Genomic DNA, 15,100 nt, shown 5'->3' on the forward strand with positions numbered 1-15,100 from the left:
GCGTCAAATTCCTGTCGACTCGGTCTGGCGCTGCAGGCCATATTTCCGTAGCTTCTCCACCAGTGTGGTGCGGCGCATGTGAAGCCGCTTGGCGGCATGGGCGACTACACCTTCCGACTCATCCAGCGCCTGCTGAATCAGGCTCTGCTCTAGGGTGCTCAGGTGCGCCTTCAGGTCGATGCCCTCGTTAGGCAGACGTGGGGCATGCACCACGGTATCCGGCTCACTCCCTCTGATCGCCACTTCCGGCAGCTGCACAGTATCCACCAGGTTGCCGACCGGACGGAATTTGTCGGGCAGATCAGCCACGTCAACCACGCCATAGGGGTAGAGGATCGCCAGCCGCTCGATCAGGTTGGCCAGCTCCCGCACGTTGCCGGGCCAACGGTAGTGACTCAGCGCCGCGACTGCAGCGGGGGTCAGCCGCACCGAGCCCCGCTTCTCGTTCTCAATGCGGCGTATCAAGTCGGTAACCAGCACCGGGATATCCTCGACGCGCGCGCGCAGTGGCGGCATTTCGATCGGAAAGACATTTAACCGATAGTAGAGATCTTCTCTGAAGCTATTGTCTTCAATCGCCTTTTCCAGGTTCCGATGGGTCGCGGCAAGGATCCGAACGTTGCTCTTGATCGGTTTGTTACTACCGACCCGCTCAAAACTACGCTCCTGCAGAACCCGCAACAGTTTGACCTGCATCGGCATACTCATGTCACCGATCTCATCGAGAAACAGGGTGCCCCCCTCTGCCATCTCAAATCGACCTTGGCGGCTGCTGATGGCGCCGGTAAAGGCCCCTTTCTCATGGCCAAACAGCTCACTCTCGAGCAGGTCAGCAGGGATTGCGCCGCAGTTGACAGGCACAAAGGGTTTGCCGCGCCGCTTGGAGTGGAAGTGGAGCTTGCGCGCCACCACCTCCTTGCCAGTGCCCGATTCGCCCAGGATCAGCACGGTGGCCTCGGAGTCCGCCACCTGATCGATCATCTTGTTGATCTGGTGCGTCGCCCGGCTGCTACCGGAGAGACAACGGAACAGTTCCACCGAACGGGCGGTGACATGGCCGCCATTTCTTCGACTCTCCTGAAACACCTGGGCCTTGTGGATCAGCGCCATCAACTCGTCATAGTGGGTGGGAACCTGTAGTTGACCGATAACGTTTTCACAACCCTCGGTACTGGTCGGATTCTCCTCACCAAAAATCTGAAATACCGGCAGATCCGGCATCTGCTTCTCCAGCGCCTCGATCATCTTCCGCCCTTCACCCTGGCAGTAATGAGGGCTGACCAGTACCGCTGAACAGGCCTCTTTCTCCGCCTCCACATGGCTTTTGATATCTTGATAGGATTTCACCCGGTGAAGACGGGCATCCAGAAACGAGAGAATATGCTCCAGGTACTCTCGACGAGTCTCATCATCATCTATGAGGTAGGCACACAATTTGGGAAACGCCTGCCCTGCTCGTTTTGCCGACTGCCCCATTGTGTCTGAACTCCTTCTTTCTTTGCCCCGTGGAGAGGGGAGGTGCTGCCTAGTAAAGCAGTAATATTAAGTCATGTCAAAATAACGTCATACATATATTTTTTGGCATGAACGTCCGCTAACTATCTGACACAGATGATAATTATTATTACCTAGCAGTCACATGGAGCGCATGTAGAGCCGGCTTCAGTCGATTTGTCCGGCTAAAGCCGAAGCTGCAATACAGGACAAAGAATCAGCTAATAATGTGACAAAACAGACCAGATTTAGTGGGGAGTTTGCAGCGATAGCCTGGCTATCAAATCGTCATATTGACTGAACTCTTTCCCGAGGCCTTTTCCCTTCTCCAGATCGATGGGAGAAAAGCGACTTCAGCGCTTGACATCACCTGCTACTACTCGAAGATAGGAGGTCGAGGAATTATGTAAGGAAACCTCCGTTTGGACGATCTATCCACAGGATTGCTATTTGGCACCCTCGCTCTGTTGATTGCGCTCTCCGCCTTCTTCTCCGGCTCCGAAACTGCGCTGATGTCGCTCAACCGCTATCGCCTGCGACACCTCAAAGAAAAGGGCCACAAGGGTGCTGAAAAGGCTTCCCTGTTGCTCTCCCGCCCCGACCGACTGATCGGGCTGATCCTGCTGGGCAACAACTTCGTCAATATCTTGGCATCCTCGATCTCGACCCTGCTGGCGATCCGTCTCGGCGGCAACACCGCCATCGCCATCTCCACCGGCCTGCTCACCCTGGTGATCCTGATCTTCGCCGAAGTGACTCCAAAAACCCTCGCTGCGCTGCATCCGGAGCGGGTCGCTTTCCCCGCCGCGCACATCTACAAACCCCTGCTGAGACTACTCTACCCGCTGGTCTGGATCGTCAACTGGATGGGTAACAACCTGCTCAGGCTATTGGGGGTGGATTACGCGCATCGCAGTCGCGACGCCCTCAGTCAGGAGGAGTTACGTATTGTTCTGAACGAGGCAGGGGCGCTGATTCCTGAACTCCATCAACGCATGCTGATCAGTATCCTCGACCTGGAGAAGGCCCAGATCGAGGACATCATGGTACCACGCAACGAAGTCACGCTAATCGACCTGAAAGACCCACTGGATGAGATCATCGAGCAGATCCAGGAAGTCCACTACTCGTTGGTGCCACTGGTTGACGGCGGCATCGATGAAGTGGTCGGCATGCTGCCGCTGCGCGGCGCAGCGCGCCTGCTGGCTAATGGCGGGCTACACAAAGAGTCCCTGCGGGAGATCGCGCAAACCCCCTACTACATCCCGGAAGGCACCCCGCTCAACCAACAGCTACTCAATTTTCAGCGCTTCAAACGACGCACCGGCCTGGTGGTGGACGAATATGGCGACCTGCTCGGTCTGGTAACCCTGGTTGATCTGCTGGAGGAGATTGTCGGCGAATTCACCACCGATCCCCTCGACAGCCTGCCTAATGTGCACCCTCAAGAGGATGGCAGTTTTCTGGTGGAGGGCAGTGCCAGTGTGCGCGACCTGAAACGCAAAATGGATTGGCCGCTGCCAACCGACGGCCCAAAGACCCTCAACGGCCTGATCCTGGAGTATATGGAGACCATCCCGGAACCTGGTACCAGCCTGCGCCTGGCGGGCCTCCCAATCGAGATCATGCAAACCTCCGGCTACACGGTAAAGATGGTGCGCATCCGAACTGACCTGAAAAACAGTGAAACTGAGTCCAAAAAGGGCTCTAACTAGTTGATCACCCACTTATTATGTATATATCATCTGCATCTAAAGCTAGCGCCAAATCATTTTCCGTGGAGGAGCCAGCATTGATAGAGCGCCACCACTCGTATGCCTTGAATAGATCTGATCGTTTGATTCGGCTCTTTAGGGGGCCTCTGAACGAATCATGAATGACAGCCTTGCGATCAAAATTTCCCGCTGCTGCGTTGGAAATCTTGGCAATAGACCAGCTATTACTTGCAATTTTCTCCTTGCAGCGGAGAATTTACCCTCACAACTCTGCTCGCCAAAATTCATTCAGAGGCTCCCTAGCAAGCAGCAAGAACAACCGATCTCACGGACCCGGCCATGCCAAAGCTGACACTCTCATTCAAAGGCCGCCTGATCGATGTGTATCACCTCAAGCCGGGGGAGACCCTCATCGGTCGCAATCCCAGCTGCGACATCTGCATCGATAGCCTGGCAATTGCGCCGCTGCACGCCAAGATCGTGTTGGACGATCAACAATGCCGCATCGAGGTACTCGACGAGGAGTACCCCCTGTCGCTCAACTACAACTCCATCGAGCGCAGTGAACTGACCCATGGCGATTTGATGGAGATCGGCAAACACACCCTTGCCTATGCAGAAGACGCCATCGAACCCTCCGGCGACATCAATATACCGGTGGGGAGTAACGAACAGGCAGAGAGTGGCCCGGAGGGGACCAACATCGATGAATCGCGCCGCAAGGGGATCCTCCAGATACTTAGCGGCGCTCATCTAGGACGCATCATCCCGCTCAACCGCAATCTCACCCGCATCGGCCGCGCCGGCACCGACTGCGCAATGATCTCGCTGCGGAACGATGGTTACTACATCTCCTATCTGGAGGGCCCCAACCCGCCACAGGTCAACGATCACCCCATCGGCAGCGAGAGTTTTCTGCTAAAAGAGGGGGATATGATCGAGGTCGGCGAGACCAAGATGCAGTTTCACTTCTGAAGCCAAGAGCCACCCGTCATGCCAGAGCACGAACGTCGACAGTTTCATCGAATCCTGTTCGATATCCCCGCGACCTTGAACGCCGAAGATCGTACAACCGAGGTCCGACTGATCGATATCTCCCTGAAGGGGGCACTGGTGCAGATCGAGACAGACTGGCAACCAACCACGAAGCCGCTTGAACTACAGATCAGACTCGATGACGAGGAGACTCAAATCAAGATGCAGTGCCACGCCGTCCACCAGGAGGCGCAACGACTCGGCCTGCAGTGTATCGAGATCGACCTCGACAGCATCACCCACCTGCGGCGTCTGGTTGAACTCAACAGCACAGGCCCAGCCCTGCTGGAGCGGGAGCTGGAAGAGCTGTTGCGATAATGCTTCTTTATATCGCGTCAAGCACCTCGGCAAGCCGCTCCACCGCCACCACCCGAACCCCCTCCGGTGCTTGCTTGGGCGCGTTCGCCTTGGGTAAGATGGCGAGCTTAAAACCATGTTTGGCCGCCTCCCTCAGACGATCCTGACCATTCGGCACTGGGCGGATCTCACCAGTCAGCCCCACCTCACCAAACGCCACCAACCCCTCCGGCAGCGGCCGATCGCGGAAGCTAGAGAGCACTGCCAGCAGCACCGCCAGATCGGCGGCAGTCTCGGTGATGCGCACACCGCCCACCACGTTGACATAGACATCTTGATCGAACATGCCGATGCCGCAGTGACGATGCAGCACCGCCAGCAACATCGACAGCCGGTTCTGCTCCAGCCCCAGGGTGACACGACGTGGATTGGCCAGCGGACTCTCATCCACCAGCGCCTGGGCTTCCACCAGCAGCGGCCTGGTGCCCTCCCGGGTCACCAGGATCACGCTGCCTGGCACTGACTGGCTGTGGCGGGATAGGAAGATCGCTGAAGGGTTGCTAACCTCCTTCAAGCCCTTCTCGGTCATGGCGAAGACGCCCAGTTCATTGACCGCGCCAAAACGGTTCTTGATCGCCCGAATCAGACGGAACTGGCTGCCCACCTCGCCCTCGAAGTAGAGCACCGTATCAACCATGTGCTCCAACACCCGCGGCCCCGCCAGACTCCCCTCCTTGGTCACATGACCGACCAAAAACACCGCGGTACCGCTACGCTTAGCAAACTGCACCAGCTGCGCGGTGGACTCACGCACCTGAGAAACCGAGCCCGGCGCCGACTGCAGCAGCTCGGTATACATGGTCTGGATCGAATCGACCACCATCACCGCCGGACGCTCTCGCTCGGCAGTGGCAATGATGCGCTCGATGGCAGTCTCTGGTAGCAGCTGCAGCTGCTCCACCTGCAGCCCGAGGCGCTGGGCGCGCAACGCGATCTGTCGCGGCGACTCCTCACCGGAGACGTAGAGGGTCGGAATCTCGCGAGCAAGCTGGGCCAGGGTCTGAATCAACAGGGTCGACTTGCCGATACCGGGGTCACCGCCGAGCAACACCACCGAGCCATCCACTAGACCGCCGCCCAGCACCCGGTCGAGCTCGCCGCTGCCACAACTGCGGCGCGCCTCCGATGCGGTCTCCACCGAGGCCAACGGAAACACCTTAGTCTGGCTCGCACCGGCGTAGCCGGTATAGCGGCCCAACCCACCACGGCTGCCCGTAACCGTCTCCTCCAGGGTATTCCACGCCTTGCAATCGGGACACTGGCCAGCCCACTTGGGAGAGGTGGCGCCGCAGGCCGAGCAACTGTAGACCGATTTGGAAGATTTTCGACTACCCTGCGCCATCCCTGCCCTCCGAATTGACTTCGACAAACCCGACCCGCCCGGTGATACCACACAGCAGTTCATAGGGGATCGTGCCAGCGCGTCTGGCGATCTCCTCCACCGGCAGTCCCGGCCCCCACAGCAGCGCCGGTTCGCCCGGTTGCAGATCGGGCAGCTCGCGGGCATCGACGCAGATCATATCCATCGAGACCCGCCCCACCAGCGGCAGGCGCCGGCCACGCAGCAGCACCGGTGTGCCGCCCGGGACATGGCGCGGATAACCATCGCCGTAACCGACGCCGATCACCGCCACCGGCATCGGTTCGGGACAGCGGTAGCTGCCGCCGTAGCCGACCGCTTCACCCGTCTCATAGCGATTCACGGCGATCACAGGGGCGCTGAAGTGCATCACCGGCTTCAGGCCCAGCGACTCACCACTGCCCTCGCTGAAGGGTGAGACCCCGTAGAGCATGATGCCGGGGCGGACCCAGTCACGCTGACACTCAGAAAAGGCCAACAGCCCGGCAGAGTTGGCGATGGAGAGCTGCGCAAAGGGGGTGGTATCGATAGTGTCGAAGCGTACACACTGGTCCTGGTTGGCAGGATCCTGTGGGTCATCAGCGTTGGCCAGATGGGTCATCAGATGCAACACTCCCAGCGCTGGCGTCTGTTGCAGCCGCTGCGCCACTGCTGCCACCGCCTCCGGCCGGAAACCAAGCCGGTGCATGCCGCTATCCACCTTGAGCCAGACCTCGATCGGGTGAGCCAGTAGGGTCTGCTCCAACAGCTCCAGCTGCTGGGTCTGGTGCACCGTCACTGCAACCTGGTGGGCCGCTGCTGCGCGCAGGGCCTCGGCATCAAACACCCCCTCCAATACCAGCAGCGGCTTGTCGATACCGGCGGCGCGCAGCCGCACCGCCTCGTCGATACGCGCCACCGCAAAGCCGTCCGCATCTGTCAGCGCCTGCGCCACCCGTTCCATGCCGTGACCGTAGCCGTTGGCCTTAATCACCGCCCAGATGCGACTTGTCGGAGCAGCCTGGCGCACCCGGCGCAGATTGTGGTGCAGGGCCGCCCGGTCAATGAGTGCCTGGGGGGCAAAACTCATCAATAGCTCTCGTCGCCGTAGGGGTCTGCAATATAGTTTTCGAACTTGGTGTACTTGCCAAGGAAGGTGAGACGCACGGTGCCGATGGGGCCATTACGCTGCTTGCCGATGATGATCTCAGCGATGCCTTTGGTGGGGCTATCCTCGTTGTATACCTCGTCGCGGTAGATGAAGACGATCAGGTCCGCATCCTGCTCGATGGCGCCAGACTCACGCAGATCAGACATCACCGGGCGTTTGTTGGGGCGCTGCTCCAGGCTACGGTTGAGCTGGGAGAGGGCGATCACCGGCACATTGAGCTCCTTCGCCAGCGCCTTCAACGAGCGCGAGATCAGCGAGATCTCGGTGGTGCGGTTCTCGTTGCCGCCATTCACCTGCATCAGCTGCAGATAGTCGAGCACGATCAACCCCAGGTCGGGGTGCTCTCGCTTCAGGCGCCGCGCCCGGGCGCGCACCTCGGTGGGGGTCAGGGCCGGAGTATCGTCGATGAAGAGCTTGGTCTCCGCCAACATGCTCACCGCCGAGGTGAGGCGCGGCCACTCATCATCCTCCAACTTGCCGGTACGCACCCGCATCTGGTCGATACGCCCCAGCGACGACATCATGCGCATCGCCAGCGAGTCACCCGGCATCTCCATACTGAACACCGCCACCGGCTTGCCGGCCTTGATCGCCACACTCTCGGCGATGTTCATGGCGAAGGTGGTCTTGCCCATGGAGGGACGCCCGGCGACGATGATCAGATCCGCCGGCTGCAGCCCCGAGGTCATCTCGTCGAAGTCGCTGAAGCCGGTGGACTCGCCGGTGATCGGCTCATCCTGCTGGAATAGGGTTTCGATGCGATCCACTGCCTTAGTCAGCAGGCCCTTGATCGGCGTAAAGCCACCACCGCCACGGGTACGCTGGTCGGCAATCTCGAACACCTTACGCTCGGCATGGTCGAGCAGTTCATTCGCATCGCGACCCTCAGGATGGAAGGCGATGTCGGAGATCTCGCTACCCACCGAGATCAGCTGACGCATCACCGCATACTCGCGCACGATGCCGGCGTAGGATTTGATGTTGGCGGCGCTTGGTGTCTCCTCCGCCAGGGTCACCAGATAGGGCAGGCCACCCGCCTCCTCCAGGTCACCACGTCGCTCCAGGGCCTCCGCCAGGGTCACCACATCGAAAGGCTGGCTCTGATCCGCCAGTGCGCTGAGCGCATCGAATATCAGGCGGTGCTCCTTGCGGTAAAAATCCTCCGACACCACTTGGTCGGCTATGCGATCCCAGGTGGAGTTATCGAGCATCAGCCCGCCCAGCACCGACTGTTCGCCCTGAATCGAGTGGGGCGGAACCTTCAGATTTTCGGCGCGATCCGAAAAATAGTCTTGTATATCAGCAGGATAGGATTGTTCTGACATGATGGCATCTAGCAAGCGGACGACATCAAGGTGACGCCGCCCAAAGTGCTAAGGATACGTGCTCCGCCAGCTTCAGGAAAGCGGCAGCGGCAGGGGCAGTGTCTGACGGTTGCGCTGGGAAGTAAAAACCGGAACGATAGCTAAACCGGGGCGCACCGTAGCTGAGGGAGGAGTGGCAGATTCAACTTATGCTGGCGCACAAGCGCCAGCACCCCGGCAGACACACTGGCCGACCGGGGCGCGGGTCACAACCGTCACACTGCGGAGGTTTACGCTTCCGGGACGATCTGCAGCTTGAGGCTGGCGTTGACGTCGGTGTGCAGGTGCAGTTCCACCTCGTAATCACCCGCAACGCGGAACGGGCCGTTAGGCAGACGCACCTCTTGCTTCTCCAGCTCGCCACCCGCCTCGTTCACCGCCTTGGCGATATCGATGGTGCCGACGGAGCCAAATAGACGTCCCTCGTCACCCGCCTTGCAGCTGATGGAAATCTCGAGGCCCTCGAGCTTCTCCTTGCGTGCCTCGGCAGCAGCCAGCTTATCGGCCGCCCCTTTCTCCAACTCGGCACGACGCGCCTCGAACTCGGCCAGGTTAGCGGCAGTAGCCGGTATGGCACGGCCGGAGGGAATCAGGTAGTTGCGGCCATAACCGCTCTTTACCTTTACTTTTTCACCCAGGTCACCCAGGTTATCGACTTTCTGCAACAGAATAATATCCATTGTATTCACCTTAAAGGTCTAATCACCTTCGCGTCCGCCTATATCACTCGATTTAAAGCGGGCGCGAAAATTTATCCAGATGTCCGTCAGACCGATGGCGGAGAGCACCACCACCATCTGCGGCATCAATATAATCAGTAACAGATAGAGACCGACCAGCCAGCCCGATCCGGCATTCCTCTTAGCCACAAGGCTGTGACTCATCGCCAGCCCCTGCAGAAACAGCAACACCAGCAACAGCACACCGAGGTCGCGGAGCAGACCAGCGTCCAGTAGTGTTGGCATCAACACCACCGCTAGCGCAAGCCCCCCTACAACACCAAACACCCGATGCAGCCGAAAGGCATGAAACTCCTTCCGAAAGCCACCCGGATTGTAGAGCGCTGCCTGCCAGCCACGAGCCAGAAAGAGTCCGGCTACCAGCTGCAGAAACAACCCAGCTGCAAACAGCCCCGCCATCCAGCCGGCAATAGTCTGCACCAGTTGCAGCCCCTGCTCAGCCGTGAGCAGACCGCTCTGCTCAAACTGCTCTGCCAGCGGCCTCAGCTCCTCGAGCCAGACGCTGGCCGGATCCCCCATCAGCAGGTACTGACCAAGAATCGCCAACAGCCCCAGCCCGAAAGCTGCCTGGACCGTCAGATCCAGAGAGCGGCTGGTTCGCAGCAGCATCGCCAGCAGCCAAAGCGGCAACAGCTGGATCAGCAGAATCCCCAGCGCGGGGAGCGGGTTGCCCAGGATCAGGAGCATCATCACACCCAGTGCCAGGGTGGAGAGTCCAGAAACCTTGAGCCCTGCCCTTGAGCCCTGCCGCAGGGTAATCAAGCCCACTGCCGCCGCACTCAGGATACCGAACAGCGGAAGACTCAGTGAGAGCATCGCACTCACGGTGATCACCATCACCGCTGGTGAAATACCCCGCATCACCAGGGATGCCAGCCCCTTCATGGCGCTATCCGGTCGGCCTATCTATTACTCTTAGTGGCTATCGCTGTAGGGCAGCAGTGCCAGGTAGCGGGCCCGCTTGATCGCGGTGGCCAGCTGCCGCTGGTACTTGGCCTTGGTGCCGGTGATTCGGCTCGGCACGATCTTGCCACTCTCGCTTACATAGGCCTTCAACAGGTTGAGGTCCTTGTAGTCGATATCAGTGATACCTTCAGCCGTGAAACGGCAATACTTTTTACGACGAAAAAAACGCGCCATGATCTAGTCCTCTGTTCCTGCTTGCTCAGCCGCTGCCGCAGGCTCACTCGGAGCCGTCTCAGCCTCAGCTACCGCCGTCTCAGCCTCAGGTGCCGCCTGCTCCTCTACCTTGGCAGGGCGGCGGTCGGAGTCGCTGCGACGCTCACGGCGATCATCGTCCTCATCCTGACCCTTGGCCAGCTGCGAGGTCTCAGTGATAGCCTCGTCGCGGCGAATGATCAGATTGCGGATCACCGCATCGTTGAAACGGAATGCGTTCTCTAGCTCGCCCAGGACCTCGCCATCGCACTCGATGTTCATCAGCACGTAGTGAGCCTTGTGGATCTTGTTAATCGGATAAGCCAGCTGGCGCCGCCCCCAATCCTCCAAACGATGGATGGTGCCGCTTTTCGACTCGATGGTTGAGCGGTAGCGCTCGATCATCGCAGGGACTTGCTCGCTCTGGTCCGGATGGACCATGAACACGACTTCATAATGCCTCATTGTCTCTCCTTTCGGATTAGGCAGCCTCCCGCACAGGGCGGTGAAGCAAGGAGTGGCGTCCGCAGGACGAACACCGGAAAAACCGCGCATCTTACACTTGCCGGCCCTCTATCGCAAATAGGCATCCGCATCGGTTACCAAAACGATTCGAGTCTATCCTGGCCAGCTCTCACGCCTCTGAGATACGCCGCTCTCGCTCATCCTATTGTAGAAAGCTGACACCACCACAGGATCTGGCTATGTCGAGCCCAAGTCGCTGTCGCAGCTCCGCTGGCAGCCACTGTAGGCGATAAGTCTGCAGCGCCAGGCTGGCCGCATCCACACCCTTCAGATCCACCGCAGACGCCACCGCCTCTTGATACCGTTGCCGAAAAAGGCTATCGCTATACCAAAACGCCAACGCCGGTCGAACAAAATAGGCGAGTCCTGAGGGATCGATAATGCGGTTATCCGGTCGCAGCACCTCTTTGAGCAACCGCAGACTCGCAACCTGCCGTTCCATTGAGACCTGCCGAAGGGCCCAGAACGTTGCAAAGTAGGGGCCTGCGCCCAGGGCCACCACCAGCAGCGACAACACCATCGTCTGCTGCCAGGCAGCCAGCCCAGTAGAACGGCAAGATCGTAGCGGAATTCATAGCCGTGGCTGAGGAAGCCCCCATTGGCGAAGAGTAACAACACAGCGAACAGCGTAGCCACCCCTTCAGACCCAATCGCCACACCAGCAGCAACAACACCAGAAGCAGCGACAACACCGCCGCCAGTCGCAGAGTGACAAACAGCCTTCCTGGATCCTCGATCAGGGGCGCCAGCCATCCCAACACAAGGCTGAACGGCATATAGAAGAAGGGCTGGGCAGGAACCCCATTGAACGACAACCAGCCGGCGTGCAGGGCAAGGCTCTCATCGAAGTTCAGGCGCCGCGTCAGCGCGAACAGGAGAAAATTCACCAGCAGCAGCGCCGCCAGGACCAGCAATACCCCCAGCACCCAGCGCTCGGGATTTGTATCGGGTCGCCTCCTGCTTATCGCCCCACCCTCGTGTGCAGATGGCTAGCTGCGCTGGCGCAGCGCCTCATAGAGGGTAATGCCGGTGGCGACGGAGACATTCAGGCTCTCTACCGCACCGAGCATCGGCAACTTAATCAGGCTGTCGCACTGCTCGCGGGTGAGGCGGCGCAGGCCCTTGCCCTCGCTGCCCATGACGATTGCCAGCGGGCCTTTCAGGTCGGCCTGGTAGAGTTCTGACTCAGCCTCGCCGGCGGTGCCGATCAGCCAGACCCCCTGCTGCTGCAGCCATTTGAGAGTGCGGGAGAGATTGGTGACCTGGATGAAGGGGACCGTCTCGGCAGCACCGCTGGCGACCTTGCAGGCCACCGGGGTGAGCCCCACCGACTTATCCCGCGGCGCGATCACCGCCTGCACTCCAGCCGCATCAGCGGTACGCAGGCAGGCCCCTAGGTTGTGCGGATCCTGCACTCCGTCGAGCACCAGCAAGAATGGAGGCAGGTCGAGCCCGGCCAATAGTTGCTTGAGAAAAGCCTCGTCCATTACCGCCGGGGCGCGAGTGTAGGCCGCCACCCCCTGGTGGTTGCCGCCCTGGGCAAGCCGATCGAGCTCTTCGCCCTCTACCTGGCGGGGCTTGAGCCCGGCCTGGCGGGCGAGATTCAACACCTCTTTGATACGGGCGTCGCGACGCCGCGACTCGAGCAGGATCTCGGTCACCGCATCGCCATGCTTGAGTGCGGTGCGCACCGCATGCAGGCCGATGATCAGTTGGGTTTCGGGCATTGCCGCCGCTTACCCCTCTTTGCGTGGGCGCCTGCGGCGACGACGCTTCTTCTTCGCCGGCTTGGCCTCCTCCGTCGCCTGTGGCTGCGACTCTGATTCAGCCGCCGGAGCCGCCTTATCAGCGTCCTTATTTTTGCCGCGCTTGCGACTCTTTCGCTTCCTCTTCGGCGCGCCAGGCTTATCAGACCCACCCCGGGACTCCAGCACAAAATCGATCTTGCGGTCGTCCAGATTGACCGCGGCCACCTGGATGCGCATCGGATCACCGAGCCGAATCACTGTGCCGGTACGCTCGCCAGTGAGGCGATGGCCGATGGGGTCGAAGTGGTAGAAGTCGTTGTCCAGAGCAGTGATATGCACCAGACCATCGATATGGACCTCCTTCAGCTCGACAAACACGCCGAAGGAGTTGACCGAGGTGACTATACCGTCAAAGCACTCGCCCACCTTGTCCTGCATATATTCGCATTTGAGCCAGTCGTAGGCGTCACGGGTTGCCTCGTCGGCGCGCCGCTCGGTGGTCGAGCAGTGCTCGGCAATACCCTTCAACTCTGGCAGGGCGTAGTCAAACTCATCGACTTTGCCGCCCAGGGAAAGATGCTTCAGCGCCCGATGCACCAGCAGATCGGGATAGCGGCGAATCGGCGAGGTAAAATGAGTATAGGCGGGATAAGAGAGGCCAAAGTGACCGGCGTTGTCGCAGGAGTAAATCGCCTGGGCCATGGAACGCAGCAGCACTGTCTGGATCAGGTGCGCATCCTCCCGACCACGTACGTTCTCCAGCAGGGTCGCGTAGTCCTTAGCGGTGGGTTTGCTGCCGCCGGGCAGGCTCAGCGCCAGCTCGCCGAGAAACTCGCGCAGGTCGCTCAGCTTCTCCTCCGGCGGCACCTCGTGGACCCGATAGATCGCCGGCAGTTTCTTGCGCAGCAGCAGCCGCGCCGCTGCCACATTGGCAGCCAGCATGCACTCTTCGATGATGCGGTGGGCATCGTTGCGGATCACCGGCACGATGCGCTCCACCCGCTTCTGCGCGTTGAATTCAATCCTGGTCTCGGTGGTGTCGAACTCGATCGCGCCACGCTCGGCACGGCTCGCATGCAGCACCTGAAACAGCTGGTAGAGTTCTTGGATATGCGGCAACACATCGGCGTACTGCTCGCAGAGTGCGCCATCGCCGTCGAGCATCGCCGCCACCTTGTCGTAGGTGAGGCGGGCATGAGAGTGCATCACCGCGGGGAAAAAGCGCGAGCGGATAATCTTGCCGCTGCGATCGATATAGAGCTCGCAGGCCATGCAGAGCCGGTCGACCCGGGGGTTAAGCGAGCAGAGGCCGTTGGAGAGGATCTCCGGCAACATCGGCACCACTCGGTCGGGGAAGTAGACCGAATTACCGCGCTTGCGCCCCTCTACGTCGAGCGGAGTATCGATCGCTACATAGTGGGAAACATCGGCGATGCAGACTAGCAGCCTCCACCCCTTGGGCTTGGCCTCGCAGTAGACCGCATCGTCGAAATCCCGCGCGTCGGCACCGTCGATGGTGACCAGCGGCAATTTACGCAGATCGACCCGGTCCGCCTTGTCGGCCTCCAGCACCTGGTCGCTGAAACCGGCGATCTGCTGCTCCACCGATTCCGGCCAGGCCACCGGGATCTCATGGCTACGAATCGCGATGTCGGTCTCCATGCCCGGCCCCATGTGGTCGCCCACCACCTCGGTGATACGACCGATCGGTGGGGTGCGGCGGGTCGGCTGATCGAGGATCTCCACCACCACCATCTGCCCCTGTTTGGCCTCGCCGATCTCGCTGCGCGGGATCACGATATCCTTGCTCAGGCGCTTGTTGTCGGGGGCGACGATACCGACGCCGGCCTCACAGTGGAGCCGGCCCACCACCGAATGGGTGCTACGTTCCAGCACCTCCACCACCGCACCCTCGGTGCGGCCGCGGCGATCGACACCGATCACCCGCACCACCGCACGATCGCCGTGGAACAGGGTGCGCATCTCCTTGAAAGAGAGGTAGAGATCCTCGCCACCCTCATCGGGCTTGAGGAAACCGAAACCATCTGGGTGGCCGATTACCCGTCCGGCGATCAGATCGCGTTTGTTAACCACGCAATATTGATCGCGGCGGTTACACAGCAGCTGGCCATCGCGCAACATCGCCTTCAGCCGCCGCCGTAGGGCCTCGACCTGACCCTCGTCGGTCAGCTCCAGTACCCCAGCGATCTCCAGATGCTCCATCGGCGCCCCCTGCTCGTTCAGCGTCTCGATGATGAACTCTCGGCTGGGGATCGGGTTTTCGTACTTGCGCGCCTCGCGTGCCTGATTGGGATCTTGCGTGCGGGAGGTGGTTTTGGATCTGCGTTTCGCCACGGCTACTGGGCTCTTGAAGTTATAATAAAAATTAATTTTAACAGGTATCAAGGAGTTAACCTAAGTGTAATATCAATGGATTGAGTGTGCCGACCACGC

The 15,100-nt window shown here is 60.0% G+C and carries 15 protein-coding genes; 3 read left to right on the forward strand and 12 right to left on the reverse strand.

Annotation, left to right across the window (positions count from 1 at the left end; translation table 11 throughout):
- Positions 1-3: 3 nt before the first annotated feature.
- A complete protein-coding gene (locus Ga0074115_RS10425) occupies positions 4-1,476 on the reverse strand; it encodes a sigma-54 dependent transcriptional regulator (protein WP_060528491.1) in 1,473 nt (490 codons plus the stop codon).
- Between the two features lie 440 nt (positions 1,477-1,916).
- On the opposite strand from Ga0074115_RS10425, the gene Ga0074115_RS10430 reads away from it, so the two are divergent.
- The 3 genes from Ga0074115_RS10430 (at position 1,917) to Ga0074115_RS10440 (ending at position 4,562) form a co-directional block, all read left to right on the forward strand.
- Positions 1,917-3,209 (forward strand): HlyC/CorC family transporter, encoded by a 1,293-nt coding sequence (locus tag Ga0074115_RS10430; protein WP_057956723.1) that lies wholly within the window; start codon positions 1,917-1,919, stop codon positions 3,207-3,209.
- Between the two features lie 339 nt (positions 3,210-3,548).
- Entirely contained in the window at positions 3,549-4,184 is a 636-nt protein-coding gene (locus Ga0074115_RS10435; RefSeq protein WP_060528492.1) for an FHA domain-containing protein, read from the forward strand.
- Positions 4,185-4,202: 18 nt separating this feature from the next.
- The gene (locus Ga0074115_RS10440; protein WP_057956725.1) at positions 4,203-4,562 is read left to right on the forward strand and encodes a PilZ domain-containing protein; all 360 of its coding nucleotides are present in this window, start codon (positions 4,203-4,205) and stop codon (positions 4,560-4,562) included.
- A gap of 7 nt (positions 4,563-4,569) precedes the next feature.
- On the opposite strand, the gene radA is transcribed toward Ga0074115_RS10440, so the two are convergent.
- The 11 genes from radA to rnr form a co-directional block, all read right to left on the reverse strand.
- Positions 4,570-5,943 (reverse strand): DNA repair protein RadA, encoded by a 1,374-nt coding sequence (gene radA / locus Ga0074115_RS10445; protein WP_057956726.1) that lies wholly within the window; start codon positions 5,941-5,943, stop codon positions 4,570-4,572.
- The gene (gene alr / locus Ga0074115_RS10450; protein ID WP_057956727.1) at positions 5,930-7,030 is read right to left on the reverse strand and encodes an alanine racemase; all 1,101 of its coding nucleotides are present in this window, start codon (positions 7,028-7,030) and stop codon (positions 5,930-5,932) included. The genes radA and alr overlap by 14 nt, the downstream gene beginning before the upstream one ends.
- Entirely contained in the window at positions 7,030-8,436 is a 1,407-nt protein-coding gene (dnaB, locus tag Ga0074115_RS10455) for a replicative DNA helicase (RefSeq protein WP_060528493.1), read from the reverse strand. The genes alr and dnaB overlap by 1 nt, the downstream gene beginning before the upstream one ends.
- A gap of 269 nt (positions 8,437-8,705) precedes the next feature.
- Positions 8,706-9,155 (reverse strand): 50S ribosomal protein L9, encoded by a 450-nt coding sequence (gene rplI / locus Ga0074115_RS10460; RefSeq protein ID WP_006473914.1) that lies wholly within the window; start codon positions 9,153-9,155, stop codon positions 8,706-8,708.
- A gap of 18 nt (positions 9,156-9,173) precedes the next feature.
- A complete protein-coding gene (locus Ga0074115_RS10465; protein ID WP_060528494.1) occupies positions 9,174-10,100 on the reverse strand; it encodes a hypothetical protein in 927 nt (308 codons plus the stop codon).
- A 30-nt stretch (positions 10,101-10,130) separates the two neighbouring features.
- Positions 10,131-10,355 (reverse strand): 30S ribosomal protein S18, encoded by a 225-nt coding sequence (gene rpsR, locus Ga0074115_RS10470; protein ID WP_005964967.1) that lies wholly within the window; start codon positions 10,353-10,355, stop codon positions 10,131-10,133.
- 3 nt (positions 10,356-10,358) lie between these two features.
- Positions 10,359-10,838, reverse strand: a complete 480-nt coding sequence (rpsF, locus tag Ga0074115_RS10475) for a 30S ribosomal protein S6 (RefSeq protein ID WP_057955875.1) — start codon at positions 10,836-10,838, stop codon at positions 10,359-10,361.
- A 202-nt stretch (positions 10,839-11,040) separates the two neighbouring features.
- Positions 11,041-11,340: a hypothetical protein gene (locus Ga0074115_RS10480; protein ID WP_157292734.1), complete on the reverse strand. Its 300-nt coding sequence runs from the start codon at positions 11,338-11,340 to the stop codon at positions 11,041-11,043.
- Complete coding sequence (locus tag Ga0074115_RS16300; protein WP_157292736.1) at positions 11,285-11,824, reverse strand: hypothetical protein; 540 nt, start codon at positions 11,822-11,824, stop codon at positions 11,285-11,287. The genes Ga0074115_RS10480 and Ga0074115_RS16300 overlap by 56 nt, the downstream gene beginning before the upstream one ends.
- Before the next feature lie 63 nt (positions 11,825-11,887).
- Positions 11,888-12,625, reverse strand: a complete 738-nt coding sequence (gene rlmB, locus Ga0074115_RS10485) for a 23S rRNA (guanosine(2251)-2'-O)-methyltransferase RlmB (RefSeq protein WP_057955877.1) — start codon at positions 12,623-12,625, stop codon at positions 11,888-11,890.
- 9 nt (positions 12,626-12,634) lie between these two features.
- Positions 12,635-15,001, reverse strand: a complete 2,367-nt coding sequence (gene rnr / locus Ga0074115_RS10490; protein ID WP_057955878.1) for a ribonuclease R — start codon at positions 14,999-15,001, stop codon at positions 12,635-12,637.
- Positions 15,002-15,100: the final 99 nt, after the last annotated feature.

It is taken from the genome of endosymbiont of Ridgeia piscesae (genome assembly GCF_001443665.1).
Classification (GTDB): Bacteria; Pseudomonadota; Gammaproteobacteria; order Chromatiales; family Chromatiaceae; genus Endoriftia; species Endoriftia persephonae.